The organism is Chitinophaga sp. (assembly GCF_039596135.1).
Classification (GTDB): Bacteria; Bacteroidota; Bacteroidia; order Chitinophagales; family Chitinophagaceae; genus Chitinophaga.
Map to the genome: position 1 here is coordinate 102,548 of NZ_JBCNKH010000002.1, position 24,267 is coordinate 126,814.

21 protein-coding genes are annotated in these 24,267 nt (G+C 45.6%); 19 read left to right on the forward strand and 2 right to left on the reverse strand.

Annotated elements, in window-relative coordinates; genetic code table 11:
- Positions 1-105 precede the first annotated feature (105 nt).
- From ABDW16_RS02385 to ABDW16_RS02415, 7 genes are all read left to right on the forward strand, one after another.
- Positions 106-1,458 carry an outer membrane beta-barrel protein gene (locus ABDW16_RS02385; protein WP_343667515.1) on the forward strand — a complete coding sequence of 451 codons (1,353 nt, stop codon included), beginning with the start codon at positions 106-108 and terminating at the stop codon, positions 1,456-1,458.
- Between the two features lie 163 nt (positions 1,459-1,621).
- Positions 1,622-2,494, forward strand: coding sequence for a DUF2314 domain-containing protein (locus ABDW16_RS02390; RefSeq protein WP_343667516.1), 873 nt, complete (start codon positions 1,622-1,624; stop codon positions 2,492-2,494).
- A 15-nt stretch (positions 2,495-2,509) separates the two neighbouring features.
- Positions 2,510-3,601, forward strand: coding sequence for a Gfo/Idh/MocA family oxidoreductase (locus ABDW16_RS02395; RefSeq protein ID WP_343667517.1), 1,092 nt, complete (start codon positions 2,510-2,512; stop codon positions 3,599-3,601).
- The gene (locus ABDW16_RS02400) at positions 3,598-6,216 is read left to right on the forward strand and encodes a glycosyl hydrolase (RefSeq protein WP_343667518.1); all 2,619 of its coding nucleotides are present in this window, start codon (positions 3,598-3,600) and stop codon (positions 6,214-6,216) included. The genes ABDW16_RS02395 and ABDW16_RS02400 overlap by 4 nt, the downstream gene beginning before the upstream one ends.
- A 136-nt stretch (positions 6,217-6,352) precedes the next feature.
- On the forward strand, positions 6,353-6,823 hold the full coding sequence (locus ABDW16_RS02405; RefSeq protein WP_343667519.1) for a hypothetical protein: 471 nt from the start codon (positions 6,353-6,355) through the stop codon (positions 6,821-6,823).
- On the forward strand, positions 6,820-7,572 hold the full coding sequence (locus tag ABDW16_RS02410) for a peptidoglycan recognition family protein (RefSeq protein ID WP_343667520.1): 753 nt from the start codon (positions 6,820-6,822) through the stop codon (positions 7,570-7,572). The genes ABDW16_RS02405 and ABDW16_RS02410 overlap by 4 nt, the downstream gene beginning before the upstream one ends.
- A 25-nt stretch (positions 7,573-7,597) precedes the next feature.
- Positions 7,598-10,174 (forward strand): hypothetical protein, encoded by a 2,577-nt coding sequence (locus ABDW16_RS02415; RefSeq protein ID WP_343667521.1) that lies wholly within the window; start codon positions 7,598-7,600, stop codon positions 10,172-10,174.
- Here ABDW16_RS02415 and ABDW16_RS02420 read toward each other — a convergent pair.
- Positions 10,171-11,724: a hypothetical protein gene (locus ABDW16_RS02420; RefSeq protein ID WP_343667522.1), complete on the reverse strand. Its 1,554-nt coding sequence runs from the start codon at positions 11,722-11,724 to the stop codon at positions 10,171-10,173. The two genes, ABDW16_RS02415 and ABDW16_RS02420, sit on opposite strands and share 4 nt — an antisense overlap.
- Positions 11,725-11,965: 241 nt before the next feature.
- Between ABDW16_RS02420 and leuC the strand changes: the two genes are divergently transcribed.
- From leuC to ABDW16_RS02445, 5 genes are read left to right on the forward strand one after another with little or no spacing between them, the layout of a single operon-like run.
- On the forward strand, positions 11,966-13,363 hold the full coding sequence (gene leuC, locus ABDW16_RS02425) for a 3-isopropylmalate dehydratase large subunit (RefSeq protein WP_343667523.1): 1,398 nt from the start codon (positions 11,966-11,968) through the stop codon (positions 13,361-13,363).
- Positions 13,364-13,373: 10 nt separating this feature from the next.
- The gene (locus tag ABDW16_RS02430) at positions 13,374-14,132 is read left to right on the forward strand and encodes a methyltransferase domain-containing protein (RefSeq protein WP_343667524.1); all 759 of its coding nucleotides are present in this window, start codon (positions 13,374-13,376) and stop codon (positions 14,130-14,132) included.
- A 48-nt stretch (positions 14,133-14,180) separates the two neighbouring features.
- Complete coding sequence (leuD, locus tag ABDW16_RS02435) at positions 14,181-14,780, forward strand: 3-isopropylmalate dehydratase small subunit (RefSeq protein ID WP_343667525.1); 600 nt, start codon at positions 14,181-14,183, stop codon at positions 14,778-14,780.
- Positions 14,781-14,809: 29 nt separating this feature from the next.
- Positions 14,810-15,889 carry a 3-isopropylmalate dehydrogenase gene (gene leuB, locus ABDW16_RS02440; protein ID WP_343667526.1) on the forward strand — a complete coding sequence of 360 codons (1,080 nt, stop codon included), beginning with the start codon at positions 14,810-14,812 and terminating at the stop codon, positions 15,887-15,889.
- A 30-nt stretch (positions 15,890-15,919) separates the two neighbouring features.
- Positions 15,920-17,431 carry a 2-isopropylmalate synthase gene (locus tag ABDW16_RS02445; protein ID WP_343667527.1) on the forward strand — a complete coding sequence of 504 codons (1,512 nt, stop codon included), beginning with the start codon at positions 15,920-15,922 and terminating at the stop codon, positions 17,429-17,431.
- 84 nt (positions 17,432-17,515) lie between these two features.
- On the opposite strand, the gene ABDW16_RS02450 is transcribed toward ABDW16_RS02445, so the two are convergent.
- Positions 17,516-18,133 (reverse strand): M15 family metallopeptidase, encoded by a 618-nt coding sequence (locus ABDW16_RS02450; RefSeq protein WP_343667528.1) that lies wholly within the window; start codon positions 18,131-18,133, stop codon positions 17,516-17,518.
- Between the two features lie 115 nt (positions 18,134-18,248).
- On the opposite strand from ABDW16_RS02450, the gene ABDW16_RS02455 reads away from it, so the two are divergent.
- The 7 genes from ABDW16_RS02455 to fucP all read left to right on the forward strand — a co-directional run bounded on the left by ABDW16_RS02455 (position 18,249) and on the right by fucP (position 24,204).
- Positions 18,249-19,031: a glucose 1-dehydrogenase gene (locus tag ABDW16_RS02455; RefSeq protein ID WP_343667529.1), complete on the forward strand. Its 783-nt coding sequence runs from the start codon at positions 18,249-18,251 to the stop codon at positions 19,029-19,031.
- A gap of 89 nt (positions 19,032-19,120) precedes the next feature.
- Positions 19,121-19,864 carry a hypothetical protein gene (locus ABDW16_RS02460; RefSeq protein WP_343667530.1) on the forward strand — a complete coding sequence of 248 codons (744 nt, stop codon included), beginning with the start codon at positions 19,121-19,123 and terminating at the stop codon, positions 19,862-19,864.
- 33 nt (positions 19,865-19,897) lie between these two features.
- Complete coding sequence (locus tag ABDW16_RS02465) at positions 19,898-20,749, forward strand: fumarylacetoacetate hydrolase family protein (protein ID WP_343667531.1); 852 nt, start codon at positions 19,898-19,900, stop codon at positions 20,747-20,749.
- Between the two features lie 114 nt (positions 20,750-20,863).
- The gene (locus ABDW16_RS02470; RefSeq protein ID WP_343667532.1) at positions 20,864-21,193 is read left to right on the forward strand and encodes an L-rhamnose mutarotase; all 330 of its coding nucleotides are present in this window, start codon (positions 20,864-20,866) and stop codon (positions 21,191-21,193) included.
- A gap of 54 nt (positions 21,194-21,247) precedes the next feature.
- Positions 21,248-22,075, forward strand: a complete 828-nt coding sequence (locus ABDW16_RS02475; RefSeq protein WP_343667533.1) for an amidohydrolase family protein — start codon at positions 21,248-21,250, stop codon at positions 22,073-22,075.
- Between the two features lie 74 nt (positions 22,076-22,149).
- The gene (locus tag ABDW16_RS02480) at positions 22,150-22,932 is read left to right on the forward strand and encodes an SDR family oxidoreductase (protein ID WP_343667534.1); all 783 of its coding nucleotides are present in this window, start codon (positions 22,150-22,152) and stop codon (positions 22,930-22,932) included.
- A 30-nt stretch (positions 22,933-22,962) separates the two neighbouring features.
- Positions 22,963-24,204: an L-fucose:H+ symporter permease gene (fucP, locus tag ABDW16_RS02485; protein WP_343667535.1), complete on the forward strand. Its 1,242-nt coding sequence runs from the start codon at positions 22,963-22,965 to the stop codon at positions 24,202-24,204.
- Positions 24,205-24,267 lie beyond the last annotated feature (63 nt).

Genomic DNA, 24,267 nt, shown 5'->3' on the forward strand with positions numbered 1-24,267 from the left:
TATATTTATTTTGTTGAAATGCTTATCAGTAAAGCGTTTTGTACTTCCATGCCAGAACCGGAACAGATTTCGGTTACTACCGGGCATCGAATAAACTTATACAAAATGAACAAACTCTTAAGCGTACTTTTATTTGCATCTGTCCAAACATTCGCGCAGACACCTGATACGACCAAAGTACCTTTTAGCGGAATGGATATGACCTGGCAAAACGGGAATGACAGAAGGGATCAACCTAACCTGCAATCAAAGTATGTGACTGGCATCGTGATGCTGGATGTGAACTACACACATTCTTTCAACAATCCTAATGACAATACTGTAGTCGGTTCCACTGCATTGGCACGCAACAACGAAGTGCAGGTATCCAGTGCTGCCCTCGGCGGGGAATTTAATTACAATGGCGCCAGGGGCCGCATCATCACCCAGTTTGGTACCCGCTCTATCGTCGTACCGCGCAATGACTACAGCGTGTACAGGGGACAATATCAACTGGCCAATGCATACCGATACATCAGTGAAGCTTATGCAGGTTATCACTTCAACAAGTGGTATGGTATCAATGTAGATGCCGGTATGTTTATGTCTTATATAGGTCTCAACTCTTACTACCAGGTGGAAAACTGGGAATACCAGGCCAGCTTTACATCTGATAATACACCCTGGTTTTTCAATGGTGTGCGCGTACAGATTTTTCCTACAAAACACCTGAAAATAGAACCCTGGCTCATTAATGGCTGGCAGAGCTATGGTAAGTTCAATGCAATGCCAGGACTGGGTTTCAATATTACTTATGTGCCAAACGATAATGTAAAACTGATTACTAACAACTACTACGGAACCGATGCTGCCATGATTCAGGACCGTAAGCGTTTCCACTCAGATAACAGTTTCCTGTACAGATATTACAATAAGCCTTCTTCTAATGGCATTACCAAAATGGCTTTCTCCCTCACCGGTGACCTTGGTTTTGAAAAAGGTGGTGGGGTGAATGGCTTTTCTAATGGCGACAGTACCAAAGGGCCGGCACAATATTTCATAAGTGCCATGTTCTACAACCGGACCTGGTTTGCCCATGACCACTTGGCATGGACAATCGGTGGCGGTGTAATGAAAAACCCCGGCCGGTACCTGGTGCTGTATCCTACAGGTCAGGCAAGCCCATTGCCTAATCCCACAGATCCTACAAAAACAGAAGGCGCCTATCCATTTTCTGCAAACCCCGGCGATCAGTTTGCCGCATGGGATTGCAGTACAAACCTGGACTGGATGCCTAACCAGAACCTGACTTTCAGAATCGAATATGTGCACAGGCATGCGAACGTACCTTACTTTGCAGGCAAGGGTGGAGTGACTTCCCCTACAGGGTACACCACCACTCCATTGCCGGCAGACTGGCGTCCTGACCTGGTGAAATCAGAAGACAGGATTATCTGTGCTTTACTATTCAGGCTGTAAATAATCAATTATATTCCTATGAAAACGCAGGAGAGGGTTGCCGTCAGGTAACCCTCTTTGTATTTATACATGATAATTATTATTTCAAATTGACTATATTCGTAATTCGAGTGCATAAACTAAGAGGGGACTAATCAACCGTGGTCTTTAATTGAAATTATCAATGGGCTTATTTTCCAAATTATTTGGCAAGCGTAGCGAACCCGCTTCCAATGAGCAATTACCTGTAATACACGTCCCTGATTCAGATGAGCGAATGAACTGGGCAATAGAAAAAGCCAGGGCAACAATGCATCACTTTCAGGATAGCCTGTCGGCGCCAACACCTGCACAGCAATACTTTTCAGTGAAAGTACTGATCGATGACGGTACCAGTCGTGAACATATATGGTTGACTACGCCCAGCTTTGACGACGAAGGCAACCTGTATGGCGAAGTTGGCAACAAACCCGTTTACGTCAGTTCTGTATCTGTCAATCAACGAATAGGTATCGATCCGCAATTCATCACCGACTGGATGATTATTGAAAATGGCCGCCTGATAGGTGGCTATACCATCCGGGCTATCCGCGAGGGGTTGCCGGATCATGAGGTGGCCGGTTTTGACAGGCAGGTAGGATTGTACATCGACGAAGGGATCGACTATTTTGCACATGACTTTTCCACACCGGAAGGAGCCATCCTGTGCCTGGAAGATGCCTATGATGAGCAGGATATTGAAAAAGCATTGTCGTGCAAGAACTTTTATGAAGAAGCAAAGTTGCTGCTGAAGAAAATGAATGACAGGTTCAATAGTCCTGACATTGTCAAAACTACTGCCGAAGTACTCCGCCTTTCTTTTATCAAGAACCTGGAAGAAAAAGGATTCCCTGTATTCCACAACCTGCTCAGGGCATTTCCTGAAAGAAGGAAGGTAACCGAACACCTGTACATTATCACTGAGATTTGTATTTTCCCGGATGGGGGAAAAAGTAGCCAACAATTGTATACCTTCAGGGATGAAGATGGTTGGAAGGTGTTGAATGTTGCAGATTAATAAACAAACATTTTTATGAAGCAGTTAATCCGTTACAGTCTGTTATGTATGGGACTGTTATCCACGTGTATGTCTACCGCCCAGCAGCTGCTCAATGTGGGCGTAGCAGGTCTCAATCACGATCATGTGCATTTGCTCATGCATCAGTTCAAAGAAGGAAAGGTGCGTATAGCCGGTATTGCAGAAGCTGATACTGCGCTGGTAGCAAGGTACAAAAGGAGTTACCACCTGCCTGATTCTCTTTTTTATCCAAATCTGAATGCTATGCTGGCCAAAGTACATCCGGATGCAGTACTGGGTTACAACCCGGTGGCAGAGCACATCCTGGTGGTAGAAGCCTGTGCACCAAAAGGCATTCCTGTGATGGTAGAAAAACCGCTGGCCACCACCGTAGCCCAGGCTACCCGCATAGCAGCGCTGGCAGAGAAGTACCATATTCCTGTGCTTACCAATTACGAAACTACCTGGTACAGTACTAACCAGCACGTATATGAGCTGGTGAAGAAAAATACCATTGGCCCGGTTAGGAAAATGATCGTGCATGATGGTCATGAAGGTCCTATAGAGATCGGGTGCAGCAAGGATTTTACAAACTGGCTCACTGATCCTGTGAAAAACGGGGGCGGAGCAATTGTTGATTTTGGTTGCTATGGTGCGAACCTGATGACATGGCTGATGGATGGTCAGGCGCCCATTGCGGTAACAGCAGTGGCTCGTCATATTAAACCATCAGTTTATCCTCATGTAGATGATGATGCCACGATCCTGTTGGAATACCCTGAGGCTACAGGCATCATTGAAGCCAGCTGGAACTGGCCTTTCAGCATCAAAGACTGGGAGGTGTTTGGCAAAAGTGGGTATTTACATGCCCTGAACGCCAATCAGCTGCAACAAAGACAAAAAGATAGTACACAGTCACTCACAGTGCCTGTACCCGCATTTACCGATAACCTGACCTACCTGGCAGCCGTATTGAATGGCACGATAAAACCTGGTAATGATCTTTCTTCTCTGAAAAATAACCTGATTGTAGTACAAATATTGGAGGCTGCACGAAAGTCAGCGAAAGATGGGAAAAGACAGGTCATGAGCCAATCTATGCCATGAAAAACTACTGGATATTGCTGCTGTTGCTGTTTTGCCAGCTTAGCTATGCGCAACAAATAGATCCCGGCTTGTTTGCCCATCCGCCTGCCAGTGCCGGTGTCCGGTGCTGGTGGTGGTGGCTCAATGGTAACGTGACCCGCGAAAGCATTACCCTCGACCTGAAAGCCATGAAAGCCAAAGGTTTCAGTGGCGCCTGTATTGTAGATGCAGGTGGGCAGAATCAGCGGGATAATGGCAATGTACCCGAAGGGCCCATGTTTGGTTCTGCTGAATGGGTAGCTTTGTTTCAGCATGCGGTAAAAGAAGCACACAGACTAGGACTGGAGCTGAGTATGAATATCCAGAGTGGCTGGAACCTGGGAGCACCTGATGTAACACCACAGGAATCGACGAAGCATATTACCTGGTCAGATACTACATTGACCGGGAATAAAATAATCCAGGTACAACTGGCCACCCCACCTACAAGGCAGGGTTTCTACAGGGACATTGCAGTACTGGCATTTCCCTGGCGGGATACTGCTGGTATCCATCCGCTGAAAGACCTGCGCAAAAAAGCAGCCTTTGAAGAAGCTGGTTTTTCTGCTGCCGATACCCGCTATTTACTGAAGAATGATGTAGTGGGCAAACCCAATGCCTGGCACGCTGAAGTGCGCGATATCACAAGATTTATGGATCATGCAGGACGTTTGAAATGGAAAGCGCCCGCTGGTAAATGGGTGATCATGCGCTTTGGCTATACCAATAACGGTGCGCATATTTCTACCGCCAGTGGCAAATGGCAGGGCCTTGTAATTGATTACATGAATGCAGATCATTTTGACAGGTATTGGAATACGCATGTAAAGCCATTGCTGGATGGTATTGGTGCAGATGCAGGCACTACCTTGCGTTATTTGCAAACGGATAGCTGGGAACTGGGTGGTATTAACTGGACAGAAAATTTCCGGAAGGAATTTCAGGCCCGCAGGGGATATGACCTGTTACCTTATCTTCCTGTAGTGGCAGGCAAAATTATCGATAGTCCTGATTCCAGTAACCAGTTCCTGAATGATTTCAGAAAGACAATCGGTGACCTGGTGTCTGATTATCATTACAAGGTATTCAAAGAGCATGCAGCAAAATACGGTATAGGCATTGGCCCTGAATGTTCCGGCCCCCACGTTGGATTCTTTGACGGGTTAAAAAACTACGGACACAGTGATATCATGATGAGTGAATTCTGGGCGCCTTCTGCACACCGGCCGGACCCGGATAGCCGGTTTTTTGTAAAGCAGGCAGCAAGTGCCGCGCATATTTACAACAAACAGTTAGTAGGTGCAGAATCATTTACCACCATCGGAAAGCACTGGAATGATGTGATCTGGCACGATATGAAAAGCTCTTTTGACCACGAAGTATGTGCTGGATTGAATCTTGTATTCCTGCATACATTCACCTCTTCTCCTGCATCTATGGGAGAGCCGGGGCAGGAGTATTTTGCGGGTACGCATTTTAACAGGCACATTACCTGGTGGCCTTTTGCAGATGCATTTTTCAACTACATGGCAAGAGTGCAGTATATGATGCAGCAGGGGCGATTTGTAGCAGATGTGGTGTATTACTATGGCGATCACGTACCGAATATTGCAAGGAATAAAGAAAGCGATCCGGCGCATGTATTGCCATACAATGATTACGATGTAATCAATGAAGAGCAGCTGATGAAACTGGAATTGAAGAATGGCCTGCTGGAATTGCCGGGTGGTATGCGATATAGAAAACTCGTTGTGCCGGATGATTACAAATTATCTCCTGCCGTGCAGCAAAAAGTAAATGCACTGCAAACCAATGTAACACTCACTCCTGATTTTATTGGCGAAAATATTAACTGGATTCATCACCAGCAGGATAGCATCGATTACTACTTTGTAAGCAACAGGGCAGACACTGCTACGCATGTACAAGCCAGTTTTAGAATCACTGGCAGACAACCTGAATACTGGGACCCTGTTACGGGAGAAATACACCAAATTTCGGCTTTCAGGCAAAAGGGAGGAACAACCTCTATGCCGCTTTCTTTTGCGCCATATGGGGCTTATTTTGTTGTTTTCAGGAAGCCTGTAAATGGGAATGGAAAAGCCGGTACAAACAACGCTGTTTTCCTGCCAAAAGATACATTAAAAAACTCCTGGCAGGTACAATTCAAAAACATACCTGCAAAGACTTTTACCAAACTGGAAAGCTGGACGAACAGCACTGATCCCGCAGTGAAATATTATTCCGGTGCTGCCACCTATCAACAGTCATTTAACTGGAATGCCACCTCATCAGATTCCATGTACATCGATCTGGGAGATATACAGGATGTAGGTATTGCGCAGGTACTGTTAAATGGCAAAGACCTGGGTATTGTATGGACGCCTCCTTTCAGGGTACCTGTCAAATTGAATAAAGGGAAGAACGACCTGCAAATCACTGTTATTAATAGCTGGCGCAACCGCCTGGTGGGAGATAGGGGATTGCCGGAAGCGCAACGCACCACGAACACTAATATCTTTATCCGGCCCGACTGGAATTTACTCCCCGCAGGATTGCTGGGACCCGTTGTAATCGGTTGCCTGACTGATCAATAGCGCTATTCATTAATTATTTTTTGAACAACACTTCACCATATTTGTTATATTTGATATAAGAAGAAGAGGAAGAAGCCCCAAAAACCGATATACCAAAACGACATTGTAAATACCACAACCCCAAAAATTAAATGTTATGTCCATCACAGACATTATCTACACCGTAATTGCCGGTGGTCTTCTTGGCGCTATGGGCCAGGGAATCCGAATCGCCGTAGGACTTAAAAAGTTAGGTGACTCCAACGCACAGCAGGTAGCAGCAGGCAATACACCTGAAAAAATGGATACAGGCCGCCTCTGGGTAAGTATCTTCATTGGCTTTGTAGCTGGTGCCATTGGCATGATCATCAAAGGCGCCTCACTCAAAACCGCAGATGGTTACCAGACAGAAGCTATCGTGACCATCATTGCCATCGGTTACGCAGGCGCAGACTTCATTGAAGGGTTCTTTCAGACTTACCTGAACAAGGTAAAAGCTGTAGCGCCAGTCACTGTCACAGCTACCCCTCCGGTAACTGTATCCGTTGAAAAAGCAACCCCTGTAGAAGAAGAACCAGAGCTGGTTGCAGATGAATATACCCCACAACATAACAATGCATTAGGATGAGTATCATACCAAAATTAAGCCCCAATTTTACCGCAGGTAGAAAGAATTACACCCCATTTGCCATCGTTATCCACATTATGGATGGTACGCTGGCCGGTACTGACAGCTGGTTCAGTAATCCTGCATCCAAAGTATCTGCCCACTATGGCGTAGGCCAGCACGGCGAAGTGCATCAATATGTGAAAGAAACAGACAGTGCCTGGCATGCAGGCCGTGTGTACACACCTTCATGGACACTGATCAAAACTTCCAATGGTCAGTACATCAATCCCAATTATTACACCATTGGTATCGAACACGAAGGTAAAGGCGATACACCCTGGTCAGATGCTATGTATGCCGCCAGTTCGGCCCTGGTTCGCGATATTGCTGAGCGCTGGCACATTCCGCTGGACAGAAAGCACGTGATCGGTCATCACGAAATCTATGGTGCTAAAACATGCCCGGGTACTAAAGTCGATCTCAACAAACTGATTGCACTGGCCAGCGGCAATCAGTCTACACCTTTGAACGGCGACGACGATGGCGACATCCTGCAAAAAGTAAAAGCCACAGGTAAAGTTACTTCCCGCTCACGGCTCAATATCCGCGCTACGCCTGATACACACAAGGCCCCCATCAATATTGTGGAAGCCGGTATTCAACTGGCCTACGATGGGTATGTGAATAACGGTGAGAAGATCAATGATAACAGCAAATGGTATTACACCGAAGAAGGAAGCTGGTTCTGGAGCGGTGGCGTGAAGTAACCCATACAACCCCAAAAAATAAGTTATGGAAAAACTGTTGGACTTGTTAAAGTCTTTCGCAGGCTTTTTGTTTTATCATTACAAAGGATTGTATAATGAACTAAACAAAGCCAGGGATCACGTGCCCTTACGGTACATGATCAGTGACTTTGTAGGTGTACTTCGAAGCTGTGGTATGTTTGTGACCCTGCACATGGTGGCTTTATTGGTTTTTACGGTATTGCCACAGGGAAGAGATGTACTACTCATAGTTGTTGAAGAAATTGCCGTGCAGCACCATATAGGAAACCTCCTTTGGTTGCTGGGCGGCGCCTTTGTATGGAGTGTCGTATCTGAGTATGGCAGCCGGTATGCCATCTATGTTACAGACCACTCCGGGAAAAGCCTTTCTGACGAAAGAGTACTATGGCGCAAAGCGGTGCAGAAAACCATTGCGCAGACTTCATTATTAATGCCTTACTTCATCCTGGGATTAGGTTTTGTGATCAATTATATAGGAGAAAACACGCTGACTGCCAACCAGCGCAACCTGGGGTTTGGAGTCCCGATGGGATGCCTGCTCCTGCTGGTAAACCTGGTAGCCAGAAGGTATTTCCTGGATGAAAAAAAGGACGGGCCGGACGAAATCATTATGGACCCCAAATCAGGTGAGCTGGTATCAAAAAAGCCATCCGGTATTATGTCTTTCATGCGCCTGCCCAAACAGGAAATGGAGTGGTGCAATAAACTGATTGGCATTTACAATGACTATGTTTTTCAGCTGCGCAAGCCTACCAATTTTTCTGAAAATATCAATGGCCGGTTCGAAGAGTTTACAGAGCAGTTCTTAAACCTGTCCCGCGCAGAACAGAGTGAATTTTTGAAAGATCCCAGCAAAATGCCGCCGGAGACAATTGTACCTGCTTCGTTTGTACCATCGCCTACCGGGTTGATACAGGATGATAAGCCTGATACCATGTACAGGTGGATTTACAGGATTCCATTGAAGTTCTATAAACAACTGCACCTGCAGTTAAAGATCATTGCCCTCACCAGTCTGAGTATTTTTTTGATTGTAAGTGTACTACCTATCCGGTATTATGAAAGGATTGGTGCGCCAGGTCTTGTCATCTTTGCATTTGCCTGCTGGATTGGTATTTACATCGGGTTATTGTATGTAGATTTTGCATTGCTGAGAAAAAAAGCTTTTTCATTGCGCATCACCTTATTGATTGTATTGATCCTCTCTTCACTCCTGAATAATGATCATCCTGTACGCTATGACAGCGAAAGCAACTACGACCGCAGACCCTTAATGTCTACACATTTTGATAACTGGTTTGAACAATATAAATCAGAAGGTGATCACCGGTATCTTTTCAGCTGGATAAGAGATACTGCTGGAAAGCCCATACCTAAATACCCCGTTGTATTTGTATGTGCAGAAGGTGGGGCTTTGAGAACAGGTGCCTTCACTTCGCTGATGCTGAGTTTCTTGCAGGAGAGCCTTGCAAATGCACAGGACTCCGTGTATAGAAAAAATCATCCGGATACTTCGAAAGGTGCAAATATCATCCAGCCAATCGTCAATCATCCATTCAATTTCAAACGGGCCATTTATGCTTATTCAGGTGTATCGGGTGGAAGCCTGGGCATTGCATTTTTCAATGCGATGGCATACCTCACACCTGATAGCCTGCACAAGGTGGATTCCCTCACGAACATGACGGATTTATTTTTCCAGCAGGACTATTTATCGCCTGTGATCGGGAAGATGTTTTATGGTGATCTGATCAATCTTTTTTTGCCATTTCAGGTACCTGTATTTGACAGGGCAGCAGCATTGGAGAAAGGATGGGAGAGCGGCTATAGAAGGGTAGTGACCCCAGATGCCAGTAATATCTTTTCTGATAATTTTCAGAAATTATACCCGCCCAGAAACATATTGCCCGCTATGTTTATTAACACCACCGAAGTGGAAACCGGATTGCAATGCTGGATGACGAATGTAAGACCTGATAGTACAATGCTCCTGTCCCAGCGCAGAGATTTGTTTAATAAAAAAATCCGTGGAGGTATCCGTTATAGTACGGTAGTTAATTTTAGCACGCGTTTCCCCCTGTTCTCACCGGGTGGTAATCTGAAGCAGGATGATGAAACCAAATATCACTATGTAGATGGTGGATATGTGGAAAACACTGGCACTGCTACCATGCTGGAAATACTACAAACTTTGAAAATAAAATCAAAGGCCTTCAGGGGGAGTGAGATCGTGCCTTTTGTATTTGTGCTCAGCTTCAGTGATTCCCGGGAGGCGAATACCAAGAACCTGAGTTTTGGAAATGAACTGAGCGAAATCCTTTCAGGTATTTACAATACCCGTGCGGGCCGCTCTGCCATGGCCACAGATGAACTGCGGCATTATACAGAGGATGAACTGCATGGAAAAGTGATTCAGCTTTGCATTGGCAAATCGGGTAGCCAGGTACCATTGAACTGGGTATTGTCCACAAATAGCCTGAATAACCTGAAGATAGACATCAAGGACAAGTGGCAGAACCGGGAGTTCAATGACCTGCGTAACCTGTATATTCTGAATAAAGGTGTTAAGTGGGATTATTAGATCCTTTTTTCTCTCTTCAAAAATTTCCTTCTGATCACGTCCTGTACAGGGATGCCTTCTATCTTGCTCTCCAGCCAGGAGATGATGTCCAGGTACAGGAATGATCTTCTTTCATAAGGATTCTGCGACAACTGCACCAGCTTTTCTTTCAGGTTGGCAAATGCACTCTTCAATGCCTTTGGATTGGCATAAATATTCTTACGGAGAAACTTCAGTATCTCTTCCATCATCTGCCCAAGGTCTTTGTTCTTCGCAATGAAATGGTATACTGATTTAATCAGGTATTCAACCAGGCTGTAATTCTCCAGTTCATAATGAGCTATGAGGTGCAGGATGCGTGCAAAACACTGGATATCTGCACGCAAATTACCGATGCGGAGGTGAATAATCTTGTTCAGGTACACGATCGCTTTGTTATTATCTCCACTACCAAAGTACAGGCAGGCGATCTTGTAGTAAAAGAGCAATACCCTATGCTGGTCTACCTTTAGCTGGTGTTCTGCAATCTCGGCTTCCAGCTGTGGAATGATGCTCAGTCCCTCACCAAAAGTGCCTTCAAGGAAGTACCGGTTAATCCTGGCAGTGTACACGTACACAAACGCGGTGGTCTTGGTATTTTCATTGAAGGTTTCATTGTTTTCGGCAATGAATGTTTCCAGTGTGCCCAGGTCACGAATAAATTTCTCGTGGTTACTGGTATAGAACTGTGCGGTAAGCAGGTTGTGCATGGCCTTGATGTACAGTTCCACGTCTGTTTTTTGCAGGGATGGATATTGAGAAAACAGGTCTACCCATTTGCGGGTATACCGGTAAAACATCACAAAGTCCTGCAGAATATAGTAATACCAGCTATAAGCCTGGTACAGGTTAATCTTTTCATAAAAGCTCATGTCCTGGTGGCAATTGGCAGGCAATTCCTTTTCGAAGAATAGCTTTACCATATTGGCATCCCGCTCATCCCGGGCATGACCCAGTTTCAGGTAGAGGCCATACATGCGGAGAGACAGGGTAGAGAGCTTGCTGATATTGCTCAGTTTTGTTTCTATAACCCGGCTTTCCTCACTCAGTTCATCTGCCCGGTTTTCAAGACTACGGGTAATGTGGCGGCTTTCGATGAGTTTTTCGAACTCTATGATTTCATAGCTGAGCATCACTTCCTCCTGTTCAATGGCCATAGACTTGGCTTTCGAGAGAAGCTTCAGGCTTTGGTTGTAAAGCCCCTTGCTGTAGAGCACCCGGGCGTAATCCAGTTGCTCCCGGAGGTCGATCAGGGGGTCTTTTTGCTTGTAGAGCAGGCGGAGGGTGGTCAGCAACTGCTTATACAGGTGCGCCTTTACATTGCTCAGCTGTTGTTTCTTGATAGCGGGTATTTTCTTCAGAATCAGTTCCTCGTCATATTCCTTCAATTTGTCCAGGGTGTTAAACAGCTGGATGAATAATACGTCTTCCTTCGTGTTATTTTTGTTGAATGCAAGCTGGAAATTCCGTTTTTCTGCTTTGGTGAGCGTTTTTATTAATATAAAGAGCGCATCATGCTGATTGTTGGACATCGTTTATAATATGTTATAATTGACTGACAATCAAACGACTAGTTCTCGTCAGGCTATGTTATATATCGTAATTAAAGCAAATTTAGCTATATGGCAATTAAGGTTTGCTATTAGATTTGAAGTTACAAACAAACAGGGAAGCACAAAATTAATGATTTCGCCTGTGTTGCACCAGGTAAAGCATGTTATAAAATTTAATGTAACTATTTGATGCAACGGGCTTATAAAAAGTAATTACGGAATGGGAAAAACATTAGTTGACAAGATCTGGGACAATCATATCGTGGTAAGTAAGCCTGGTTTTCCGGATGTAGTGTACATCAACACACATTTCATCCACGAAGTTACCAGTCCGCAGGCATTTGACGGATTGCGCAAAAGGGGCATTCCGGTATTCCGTACCGGTAAAACCCATGCTACAGCCGATCACAACGTACCTACCCTGAACCAGCATCTGCCTATCAAAGAGGCGCTGAGCCGCAAGCAGGTGGAGATGCTGACAAAGAACACAGCAGAGTTTGGCGTAGAACTGTACGGTCTTGGCCACCCTTACCAGGGTATTGTACACGTAATCGGCCCTGAGCTGGGTATCACCCTGCCAGGTATGACCATCGTGTGTGGTGATAGCCATACCAGCACTCACGGTGCATTTGGAGCTATCGCTTTTGGTATTGGTACCTCCGAAGTGGAAATGGTACTGGCTACCCAGTGTCTGCTCCAATACCGTCCAAAACGTATGAAAATTGAGGTAAATGGTCAGCTGAAGAAAGGAGTGGTATCCAAGGATATCATCCTGTACATCATCTCCAAAATCTCTGCATCCGGTGCTACCGGCTACTTTGTGGAATTTGCCGGTGAGGCGATCCGCAGCCTGAGCATGGAAGCCCGTATGACCATCTGTAACATGAGTATCGAGATGGGTGCACGTGGAGGTTTGATCGCTCCTGACCAGACTACTTTCGACTATATCAAGGGCCGCGAGTTTGCACCAAAGGGTGCTGACTGGGATAAGGCCCTGGCTTACTGGCAGACTTTGTACTCCGATGCTGATGCTGAGTTTGATACTGTCATCACCTTCGATGCTGCAGATATTGAACCAATGATCACTTACGGTACCAACCCAGGTATGGGCATTGGTGTAACCCAGCACATTCCATCCCTGGAGCAGCTGGATGAAAAGGAAAAACCTTCCTTCAAAAAATCCCTGGAATATATGGGCCTGGAGCCTGGCAGCGAACTGCTGGGCAAAAAAGTGGATTATGTATTCATTGGTAGCTGTACCAACAGCCGCATCGAAGACCTGCGTATGGTTGCTGATTTTGTAAAAGGCAAGCATAAGGCAGACGATGTAGTGGTTTGGATCGTACCAGGTTCCAAGCAGGTAGAAGCGCAGGCAAAGAAAGAAGGTATCGACAAGGTATTTGAAGCTGCCGGTTTCCAGCTGCGTGAACCAGGATGCTCTGCATGCCTGGGTATGAACGAAGATAAAGTTCCTGCTGGTATGTATTGTATCTCTACCTCTAACCGTAACTTCGAAGGCCGTCAGGGCCCCAATGCCCGCACCTTCCTTGCCAGCCCACTGTCTGCAGCTGCGGCAGCGATCACTGGTAAAGTAACCGATGTAAGAGAACTCGTATAAAAGTATTATCATGGCCTGGAACGCGGATTTATATAAAGAAAAGCATGCTTTTGTATTCGACTACGGCAACAGTGTAGTGGAATGGCTGCAGCCCAAAGCAGGGGAGACCATCCTCGACCTGGGTTGTGGTACAGGCGAACTCACTGCCCGGATTGCTGAGAGTGGAGCCACGGTAAAGGGGATAGACAGTTCCGCCAGTATGATTGCCAGTGCAAAAAGTCATTACCCCGCCATCGATTTTGAAGTGGCAGACGGTACATCTTTTTCACTGGGCCAAACCTTCGATGCGGTATTTTCCAATGCTACCCTGCACTGGATTCGCCAAAAGGAGAAAGTACTGGATCGTATCTGGCATCACCTCAGGCCCGGTGGCAGACTGGTATTGGAAATGGGAGGAAAAGGCAATGTAGACGATATCACCGGTGCACTGAGCAAAGCGATGGCAGAAAAGGGGTATGAATTTAAACCCTTCTGGTATTTTCCATCTCCCGGTGAATATACTTCCCTGCTGGAAGAATATGGTTTCCGGGTAAATCAGCTGAGCTACTTTGACCGTGTGACCGAGCTGGCTGATCCGGAGAATGGCATCGTAGAGTGGTTGCAGATGTTCGGGGCCTACTATCTCGAAGCAATACCTGAAGCAGAAAGACTGCCCATACTCAAAGCCGCCCAGGAAAGCATGCGTGCTACCAACTTCCGCGATGGCAAATGGTATACTAAATATGTAAGGTTGCGCGTGAAAGCAGAAAAAATTGCAGACGCTCAATAATTTGTAAAACATGTAAATTTAAAGTCCTCTTTACGGAGGCGATATATAATGAGTAAGAATTTTCAACAGTTGGAATCTACCGCAGTTCCTATTCCAATCGAAAACATTGATACTGACCAGATCATTCCGGCTCGCTTCCTGAAAGCAACTACCCGCGATGGTTTCGGCGAAAATCTGTTCCGCGACTGGCGTTTTGACGGCGACAATCAACCTAAAGCTGATTTCGTACTGAACAATCCTACTTACAGTGGCCAGGTACTGGTAGCTGGTAAAAACTTTGGTTGTGGTTCCAGCCGTGAACACGCAGCCTGGGCGATTGCCGACTATGGTTTCAAAGTAGTGATCAGCAGCTTTTTTGCAGATATCTTCAAGAACAATGCACTGAACAACTTCATCCTGCCTATCCAGGTGACTGATGCATTCCTCGACAAGATCTTCGCCGCAATCGAAGCAGATGCGCATGCAAAACTGGCTGTAGACCTGGAAAAACAGACCCTGAAGATTGTATCTACAGGTGAAGAGACCTCCTTCGACATCAATCCATACAAGAAAGCATGCCTGATCAATGGCTATGATGATATTGACTACCTGTTAAGCCTGCGTAAGGATATTGAAGCTTACGAAGCCACCCGGGAGTTTAATTTTTAACTATTCGCATTAACTCAATAAAACATTAAATGGGCGTAGACAAAAAAATTCTGGTAATTCCGGGTGATGGCATCGGACAAGAAGTGACTACCTGGGGAAGGAAAGTGCTGGAAACCATAGCAACGAACTACAAGCACAACTTTACGTTTGAAGAAGGCATCATGGGCCACGTAGCGATCGAAGCTACTGGTAATCCTCTGCCAGATGAAACACTGGATAAAGCACGCAAGAGTGATGCTATCCTTTTTGGTGCTATCGGACATGCCAAATACGACAATGATCCTACGCTGAAAGTACGCCCTGAACAGGGATTACTGAAAATCCGTAAGGAACTGGGATTGTATGCAAACCTGCGTCCTATTAAGTTGTTTGATGAGCTGCTGGAAGCTTCCAGCATCAAGCCGGAAATTCTGCGTGGAGCAGACATCCTGTTTTTCCGCGAGCTGACCGGTGATGTTTATTTTGGTGAAAAGAAACGTACCGAAGACCGCAACACTGCTTCTGACCTGATGATCTATCATAAGTACGAAGTAGAGCGCATTGCCCGCAAAGCCTTTGAAGCAGCCCGCACACGTCGTAAAAAACTGTGTTCTGTGGATAAAGCAAACGTACTGGAAGCAAGCCGCCTGTGGCGCGAAGTAATACAGGCACTGGAAAAAGAATATACTGACGTAGCCGTAGAACATATGTTCATCGATAACGCCGCTATGCAACTGGTAAAGGATCCTAAGCGCTTCGACGTGGTGGTAACCGGCAACCTGTTTGGCGATATCCTGACAGACGAAGCTTCTCAGATCGCTGGTTCTATGGGTATGCTGGCTTCTGCTTCTGTAGGCGACAGCGTTGGCTTCTACGAGCCTATCCATGGTTCTGCACATGACATTGCAGGTAAAGGTATTGCCAATCCGCTGGCATCTATCCTGTCTGCAGCGCTGATGCTGGATATTTCGTTTGGTCTGAAAACTGAATCCCTGCGTGTGATCAAGGCTGTGGAAGCTACTTTGAAACAAGGCTTCCGTACAATGGATATTGCTAACAAGCATACAGAAAACCACCTGGTGATGGGTACCGATGCAATGGGTGCCAAAGTACTGGAAAACTTAAGCTAATTTTTAAAAACAATAACAAATCAACATAAGATGAGTGATAAGAACCGTGTATACGTCTTTGATACTACTCTCCGCGATGGTGAACAGGTGCCAGGCTGCCAGCTGACCACCGTTGAAAAAATCACGATAGCCAAGGAGCTGGAAGCGCTGGGAGTAGATGTTATTGAAGCCGGTTTCCCAATATCGAGCCCCGGCGATTTCCAGAGCGTAGTAGAAATATCGAAAGCTGTAAGTGAGCCGGTGATCTGTGCACTGACCCGTGCAAACACGATGGATATTGATGCTGCTGCCGAAGCCCTGCGTTTTGCCAAGCGTAAGCGTATTCATACAGGTATCGGTTCGTCCGATATGCACATTAAATATAAATTCAACAGTACCCGCGAGGAGATCCTGAAGCGTGCTGCTGATGCGGTAAAATATGCGCGTAAATTCGTTGACGACGTAGAGTTTTATGCAGAAGATGCAGGCCGTGCAGACAATGCATACCTCGCACAGATGATCGAAGCAGTGATTGCTGCCGGTGCAACTGTGGTAAACATTCCTGATACGAATGGTTACTGCCTGCCCGACCAGTATGGTGCAAAGATCAAGTACCTGGTGGATAATGTGTCTAACATCGATAAAGCGATTATCTCCGTACACTGTCACAACGATCTGGGTATGGCTACTGCCAACTCTATTGCTGGTGTGATCAACGGTGCACGCCAGGTAGAATGTACCATCAATGGTATTGGTGAGCGTGCAGGCAATACCTCTCTCGAAGAGGTGGCGATGATCCTGAAAACGCACCATGCATTGGGTTATCATACAGGCATTCAGTCAAAGAAACTGTATCAGCTGAGCAACATGGTAGAGACTATGATGCGTATGCCGGTACAGCCCAATAAGGCGATCATTGGCCGCAATGCATTTGCACATAGTTCCGGTATTCACCAGGATGGTGTGCTGAAGCATCGTGAAAACTATGAGATCCTGAATCCGGAGGATGTAGGTATTGAGTCCAACGCGATTATCCTGACTGCACGTAGCGGCCGTCATGCCCTGAAGCACCACCTGGAGCGTTTGGGTTATAAACTGGATAAGGTAAACCTGGATGAAGTTTACCAGCGCTTCCTGGTGATGGCAGATAGCAAGAAAGAGATTTCTGATGCTGATTTGCTGGAACTGATGGGGAATGGTAATGATCAGAATTATTCAGATGATAAGGCGATCAAGGTAACGTTGTTGCAGGTGGTATGTGGCGATCCGCTGCGTCCTATGGCGACTGTGAAACTGAAGATCAATGGCGAGGAGAAGGAAGCCAGTTCTGCAGGTAATGGCCCGGTAGATGCGGCGATCAATGCGATTCATGAGATTATCAAAGATCAGATAGATATTGATGAGTTTAATATTCAGTCAATGAGAGGGGGGAGTAAGGATGTGAGTAAGGTAAATATGAGGGTGAAGCATAATGGGCAGAGTTACTATGGATATGGTATGTCCACAGATATTGTGAATGCTTCTATGCATGCTTATGTAGATGCGTTGAATAAGATATTCTAAATGTGGTTTATTGAAATTCAGCAGAGCTGAATTTCAATAAACCACGAGGGCAAAAACTATGAAAGGTTGGCGAAAGCCAACCTTTCATAGTTTTTGGAAGTCAACATTCATGAGTGGATATTGCTGCGCATCTTTTAAGTAAAAATGCCACCACTCAGTAGTTAAGTTTATAAACCCATGCTTCTCCATTACATCTCTCAATAATTTACGATTGTCAGCGACCAAAGTATCCTGTAATTTGTAATCCTGATGCGCCTTCTCCGTAAAATCATCAAAATCCGTGGGCATTGCCAAAGGTTTACCGGTTTTTAAATCACATAGTGTCAAATCCACTGCTATCCCTCTATTATGCCCTGAACCTTTAGCCGGATTTGCTGCATACCTTTCATCCGGAACAATCTCCCACATTTTCTGCGTCACACTAAAAGGTCTGTACCCATCATAAATCAACAATCCCAATCCACGTTCCTCCAACTCTTCCTGTACTTCTTTCAATGCCTTCGCTGCCGGCAGTTTCAAATAGGCTGCCGCCCGGGGATATAATACCTGGTGTGTAAAATTATTAGCAGTTGCATACCTGATATCCAGCCTCACATGGGGTATAAACTTCGTAAGGTCTACCAACTCATACTGGTTGGTTTGCGCCAAAGCAAAATGGTACCAGAAAATGAAGAAAATAGCAACAGTGTAATTGATTTTCAACCCTAATTCATTTAAAAAATTTAAAATATGGTAATAAAGTACAGAATTCTGCTAAAAAAAGATGGAATTTCCCTTATTAAAAAGGCTATTTTAGAACCCTTAAATTAAGGAAATTATGAACCTGTTTAGATTAGATAATAAAGTGGCAGTCGTTACGGGCGGTGGAAGCGGAATTGGTCAGGCTATTGCTAAAGTATTCGGTGCACAGGGCGCCAGTGTTCACATCATAGAGCTGAATGAAGAGGGTGGTCGTCAGACCGTTGCCGATATCACAGCCGAAGGCGGCAAAGCTGCTGTATATGGCTGCAACGTAGCCAAACAGCAGGAAGTAGTCGCTGTAATGGAAAAGATCACTGCTGCTGCCGGCCGTATCGACATCCTCGTAAACTGTGCCGGTATTGCACACGTAGGCCGGCTGGACACCACTTCAGAAGAAGATCTGGACAGGGTATATAATGTGAACGTGAAAGGTACTTACAACTGTATGTTTGCCGTAATCGGCCAGATGAAAGCACAAAAGAGCGGGGTGATCCTGAACATAGCTTCCATCGCCAGCAGCGTAGGTATCCCTGACAGGTTTGCCTACTCTATGAGTAAAGGTGCTGTGCTTACAATGACGCTTTCCGTTGCAAAAGATTTTATTAAGGATGGTATCCGCTGTAATTGTGTATCTCCGGCACGTGTGCATACACCATTTGTAGACGGATTTATTGCTAAAAACTACCCGGGTAAAGAAGCGGAAATGTTTGAGAAACTCTCTCATACACAACCAATTGGGCGTATGGCTAAGCCGGTCGAAGTGGGCACCCTGGCACTGTACCTGTGCTCAGAAGAAGCTGGTTTCATCACCGGTTGCGATTATCCGCTGGATGGTGGTTTTATAAAGCTTAATAATTAATTATAAGTAAAGAATTATGAAATAAGGCAAAAGGTATCTTATATTCGTAAATTCTAATTTGTAATTAATCAACCACAATTCCATTATTCATGAAATCTATTTGGTCAGTTATCATACCAGCCACAACCTTATTGTACGCATGTGGCGGTACAGGCACCAATGCAGGCGGCAATCAGCAGGGGGGCGATAGCACCGCTGCATTTCAACCAGCTACACCATCAGGCAAGCTGGCTGTCTCATTTCCGGCAGATGCAGATACCACCCGTATCTCTATCCATTTCGAAGCAGACGGACAGTCTTCGGACAAAACGTTTGAACTGCCACTGGCAAGAGACGTGGCTGAGCAGGATCTGTACCGTGCTGTGTGGGACAAGCCTAACAGCGTATACATTGGTGTGCTGAAAAGTGACCACTCTACCCGGTATTATCACGCAAGTATTGATAACGGTAGTGCAAAAATCAACCTGGTGGGCACGCCGCCTGCAGCAGTATGGCACTATGCTGAAGATAAGGAAGGTTTAGGTACTATTAGCCTGGATCTGAAAGCAGTTGATTCTTACGAACAACAGTTACAATCCGGCACTATCATCGCTGATCTGATCGTAAAGAAACTGCCTGTTTCATCTCCTGATTCTGTGAAGATCTATGCAGAATTTGGTGGCGCTAACAAGACCATTGGAATGGTGGTACCGGCAGAAGCAACCACGGGTATTGTACAATCACCATCTCACCCTGAACAGGTGTTCCTGGTGCAGATCATGAACAAGAAGTATACGAACCTGGTGGAAATCAAAGTGGATAATGGTCACCTGAAGATCAATTCACTGAGATAACCGTTAAATAAAAAAACAAAGTACAATTAACATATGAAACTGATACGATTTGGAGCACCGGGAGCTGAGAAGCCGGGAGTGGTAACCGAAGCAGGCATGTTTGATGTAAGTGCATTCGGTGAAGATTTTGGAGAGCAATTTCTGGCTACAGATGGTCTGAACCGTCTTGCTGCATGGTGGGCGCAAAATGAAAAAAGTTGTCCTTCCGTGCCTGCGGGTACCCGTCTCGGAAGCCCTATCACAAGGCCTTCCAAGATCATTTGCATTGGTCTGAACTATGCTGACCACGCAAGGGAAACCAATGCAGCGATTCCACAGGAACCAATCGTATTTTTCAAAAGTACTACAGCACTGGTAGGGCCGAATGATGACTTAGTCATTCCCCGCAACAGTGTAAAAACTGACTGGGAAGTGGAACTGGCTGTGGTAATTGGCAAAAAAGCCAGCTATGTGGAAGAGAAGGATGCGCTGGAATACATAGCCGGTTATGCATTGCACAACGACTATAGCGAGCGTGAGTTTCAGCTGGAACGTGGCGGACAGTGGGTAAAAGGTAAGAGCAATGACACCTTTGCACCGCTGGGCCCATGGCTGGTAACCAAAGAGGAAATTAAAGATGTGAATAACCTGCGCCTGTGGTTAACACTGAATGGTAAAACCATGCAGGATGGTACCACGGCCAACCTGATCTTTAAGATTCCATTCCTCGTATCCTACCTGAGCCAGTTTATGACCCTGCTCCCAGGCGATGTAATCTCTACAGGTACACCTGCCGGCGTAGGTTTGGGAATGAAACCAAATGTATATGTAAAAGCTGGCGATGTGATTGAGCTGGGTATTGACGGTCTGGGTACATCCAAACAAACAGCTGTTGCTTTCAAATAGGAATGCTGTAAGACATTTTGATGCGGTCAGACTGCTTTTGCCGTCTGACCGCTAAATTTTCCACTTACTGTAATTCTGGGATTTATTCCCTTTAAACTTGTAATTTGCTACGATATGAAAAGGCACTGTCTTGCGTTAGATCTGAAGAATGACCCGGTTTTGATCGCTGAGTACGAAGCGTATCACCGGGAAGTATGGCCCGAAATCAAAAAGAGTATTTTAGACAGCGGCATAGTGAATATGGAAATATACCGTATCATGAACCGCCTGTTTATGATCATGGAAGTAGATGAAACCTTTTCATTTGAAAAGAAAGGCGCTGCAGATGCGGCTAACCCTAAAGTACAGGAGTGGGAAGCGCTGATGTGGAAATACCAGCAGGCATTGCCAGTGGCGAAGCCTGGCGAGAAATGGATATTTATGGAAAAGATCTTTGCATTGTAAGAAGAGATGACTAACGATAGGTAGATTTAGTAAGGAAGCAAACGTTATGAAAAAATGATCATAGACGCTCACCAGCACTTTTGGCAATATCATCCTGTAAAGGATGCCTGGATCACTGATGATATGAAAGTGATTCAGCAGGATTTTATGCCACAACACCTGCAACCGGTTTTGGCGCAAAATAATGTGGATGGCTGTGTCGCTGTACAGGCGGACCAGTCAGAGGTGGAAACTGATTTCCTGTTGGGGCTTGCTGCTGCTCATGATTTTATTAAAGGCGTAGTAGGTTGGATAGACCTGCGCGATGCAGACCTGGAAGACAGGCTGGCGCATTATGCCCAGTTTTCCCTGCTGAAAGGTTTCAGGCATATCGTACAGGGTGAGCCTGATCCTGCATTTATAATCAGGAAAGACTTTTGCAGGGGTATACACCTCCTGTCGAAATATAATTTTACTTACGACATACTGGTTTACCCGGTACAATTACCGGCGGTAGCAGCGTTTGTTCAGCAGTTTCCTGATCATCGCCTGGTGATCGATCATCTGGCCAAACCGTATATCAAAACCGGGGATGTGGATGGCTGGGCAAAACAGATGCGTGCTATAGCACAGTATCCGCATGTATATTGTAAACTCAGTGGTATGGTCACTGAAGCTGACTGGAATAACTGGGAGCCGGCGCATTTTGCACCTTTCCTGGAAGTGTGCCTGGAGGCTTTTGGACCTGACCGTTTACTGTTCGGCTCCGACTGGCCGGTATGCCAGCTGGCAGGGAGTTATACACAGGTAAAAGGTATAGTGACTGATTTTATTAGTCGTTTATCACTAGCAGAGCAGGAGAAGATAATGGGGGGAAATGCGATTGCATTTTATGGATTGTGAGCAAGTAAAAAACTTCTTCCGAAGGAAGAACTATTAAAAGAACAATATTTCTAAACAATATTTAAATCGTTCACATGGATCTGGGATTAAAGGATAAAGTATTTATTGTTACCGGTGGTGCAAAAGGAATAGGCGAAGCCATCTCAAAACTGATAGCCGCCGAAGGCGGTATTACCGTAGTGGCAGGTAGAAATGCAGCCGATAATGATAAAACTGTAGCAGCGATCAAAGCTACCGGTGGCAAAGCATTTGGCGTTGCTGCTGAATTGAGTAAAGTGGAAGATTGCAAAAAAGTAATTGACCTGGTAATTGCAGAATTTGGCCGTATCGATGGCCTGGTAAACAACGCCGGCGTGAATGACGGCGTAGGCCTGGAAAACGGCAGCCCTGAAAAATTCATGGCCTCCCTGCAAAAAAACCTCTCTCACTATTATAACCTCGCGCACTATGCACTACCTTATCTGAAAACAGCCAAAGGTAGTATCTTAAATATCGGTTCCAAAGTGGCTGAAACCGGCCAGGGAAGTACCAGTGGCTACGCTGCCTCCAAAGGTGGCATCAATGCACTGACCCGTGAATGGGCAGTAGAATTGCTGCCTTACAGCATCCGCGTTAATACCGTCATCCCTGCCGAAGTATGGACGCCACTATATGAAAACTGGATCAAATCCCTTCCTGATCCAAAGGAGAAACTGGCTGCTATCGTATCTAAAATTCCTTTAGAGAAAAGAATGACCACCTCCGAAGAAATCGCCAACATGACAGTGTTCTTACTGTCCAACGTATCGTCTCATACCACCGGCCAGATCATCTATGTAGATGGTGGTTACACCCATCTGGACAGGTCTGTGAGCTAACTTATTTTTAAATCATTCAAATTTTCCACAATGGCCGGAGCCACAATGTCCACTTCCACTGTTAAGGCAAATATCGATTCGAATAAGAGTTACCTGTTTCCATTTATACTGGTGACAAGCCTGTTCTTTTTATGGGGACTTGCTTACGGGTTGCTCGACGTGCTGAACAAACATTTCCAGGAAGTTCTGGAAGTGACGAGAAGAAAGTCTACGCTGTTGCAATTGTCTTACTTTGGCGCTTATTTCCTGATGGCATTGCCGGCGGGGTTCTTTATGAATAAATACGGTTATAAAAAGGGTATTCTGCTGGGACTGCTGCTATATGCAGTAGGTGCATTTTTGTTTTACCCGGCAGCAGGTGCGCTCAACTTCAACGGTTTCCTCGCGGCATTGTTTATCCTTGCCTGTGGACTGGCTTGTTTGGAGACGGCGGCTAACCCATATGTAACCGTATTAGGCCGCAATGAAACTTCTGAATTGCGCCTTAATCTTTCACAGTGTTTCAATGGCCTGGGATCTACCTTAGGGCCCCTGATCGGCGGGATGCTGTTCTTTGAAGACAAAAATGGTAGTGGATCCAAAGATCTGTCTACCGTACAGTTCACTTATATCGCGATTGGTATAATAGTATTGCTGATAGCTGCATTTTTCTGGCGTACGCCACTGCCTGAGATTAAGGAAGAAGAGCAGGAAGGTAATGAGCCGCTGGCGAAAGCCCGTCCATTATGGTCTCATTCACACTTTGTATGGGGTGTGATCACACAGTTCTTCTATGTGGCAGCACAGGTAGGTGTAGGCACATTGTTTATCAACTATGCTACTGAATACTGGAAAGGCACTTCCAGCAAAGAAGCATCTTCCTTACTGGCAATCGGTATGGGACTGTTCCTGGCAGGCAGGTTCATAGGTACTGCCATTATGAAGAAAGTACGACCTAATAAACTGCTGATGATCTACGCTGCTGTCAATGTATTGCTTTGCCTGCTGGTAATATCCGGCAGCGGGCAGTTATCTGTATATGCGCTGATTGCTATTTTCTTCTTTATGTCCATCATGTTCCCTTCCATCTTTGCACTGGGTGTGAAAGATCTGGGCATACATACCAAACAGGCATCTTCCTTCCAGATCATGGCCATCGTGGGTGGTGCGATAGTACCTTATGTAATGGGTACAGTAGCCGATGCACAGTCCACAGCAATGGCTTATGCAGTACCACTCATCTGTTTCTCGGTAGTATTCTACTTTGGTGGATGGGGCTACAGGCAACGATGATTCTCATCATGAAATATGTAAATAGCTTCTGCCACCTGCAGAAGCTATTTTTTTTTAACTACA

Excerpts from the sequence above, each read along its gene's own strand:
- ABDW16_RS02385 (WP_343667515.1), top strand. The coding sequence starts at position 106 with ATGAACAAACTCTTAAGCGTACTTTTATTTGCATCTGTCCAAACATTC.
- ABDW16_RS02390 (WP_343667516.1), top strand. The coding sequence starts at position 1,622 with ATGGGCTTATTTTCCAAATTATTTGGCAAGCGTAGCGAACCCGCTTCC.
- ABDW16_RS02395 (WP_343667517.1), top strand. The coding sequence starts at position 2,510 with ATGAAGCAGTTAATCCGTTACAGTCTGTTATGTATGGGACTGTTATCC.
- ABDW16_RS02400 (WP_343667518.1), top strand. The coding sequence starts at position 3,598 with ATGAAAAACTACTGGATATTGCTGCTGTTGCTGTTTTGCCAGCTTAGC.
- ABDW16_RS02405 (WP_343667519.1), top strand. The coding sequence starts at position 6,353 with ATGTCCATCACAGACATTATCTACACCGTAATTGCCGGTGGTCTTCTT.
- ABDW16_RS02410 (WP_343667520.1), top strand. The coding sequence starts at position 6,820 with ATGAGTATCATACCAAAATTAAGCCCCAATTTTACCGCAGGTAGAAAG.
- ABDW16_RS02415 (WP_343667521.1), top strand. The coding sequence starts at position 7,598 with ATGGAAAAACTGTTGGACTTGTTAAAGTCTTTCGCAGGCTTTTTGTTT.
- ABDW16_RS02420 (WP_343667522.1), bottom strand. The coding sequence starts at position 11,724 with ATGTCCAACAATCAGCATGATGCGCTCTTTATATTAATAAAAACGCTC.
- leuC (WP_343667523.1), top strand. The coding sequence starts at position 11,966 with ATGGGAAAAACATTAGTTGACAAGATCTGGGACAATCATATCGTGGTA.
- ABDW16_RS02430 (WP_343667524.1), top strand. The coding sequence starts at position 13,374 with ATGGCCTGGAACGCGGATTTATATAAAGAAAAGCATGCTTTTGTATTC.
- leuD (WP_343667525.1), top strand. The coding sequence starts at position 14,181 with ATGAGTAAGAATTTTCAACAGTTGGAATCTACCGCAGTTCCTATTCCA.
- leuB (WP_343667526.1), top strand. The coding sequence starts at position 14,810 with ATGGGCGTAGACAAAAAAATTCTGGTAATTCCGGGTGATGGCATCGGA.
- ABDW16_RS02445 (WP_343667527.1), top strand. The coding sequence starts at position 15,920 with ATGAGTGATAAGAACCGTGTATACGTCTTTGATACTACTCTCCGCGAT.
- ABDW16_RS02455 (WP_343667529.1), top strand. The coding sequence starts at position 18,249 with ATGAACCTGTTTAGATTAGATAATAAAGTGGCAGTCGTTACGGGCGGT.
- ABDW16_RS02460 (WP_343667530.1), top strand. The coding sequence starts at position 19,121 with ATGAAATCTATTTGGTCAGTTATCATACCAGCCACAACCTTATTGTAC.
- ABDW16_RS02465 (WP_343667531.1), top strand. The coding sequence starts at position 19,898 with ATGAAACTGATACGATTTGGAGCACCGGGAGCTGAGAAGCCGGGAGTG.
- ABDW16_RS02470 (WP_343667532.1), top strand. The coding sequence starts at position 20,864 with ATGAAAAGGCACTGTCTTGCGTTAGATCTGAAGAATGACCCGGTTTTG.
- ABDW16_RS02475 (WP_343667533.1), top strand. The coding sequence starts at position 21,248 with ATGATCATAGACGCTCACCAGCACTTTTGGCAATATCATCCTGTAAAG.
- ABDW16_RS02480 (WP_343667534.1), top strand. The coding sequence starts at position 22,150 with ATGGATCTGGGATTAAAGGATAAAGTATTTATTGTTACCGGTGGTGCA.
- fucP (WP_343667535.1), top strand. The coding sequence starts at position 22,963 with ATGGCCGGAGCCACAATGTCCACTTCCACTGTTAAGGCAAATATCGAT.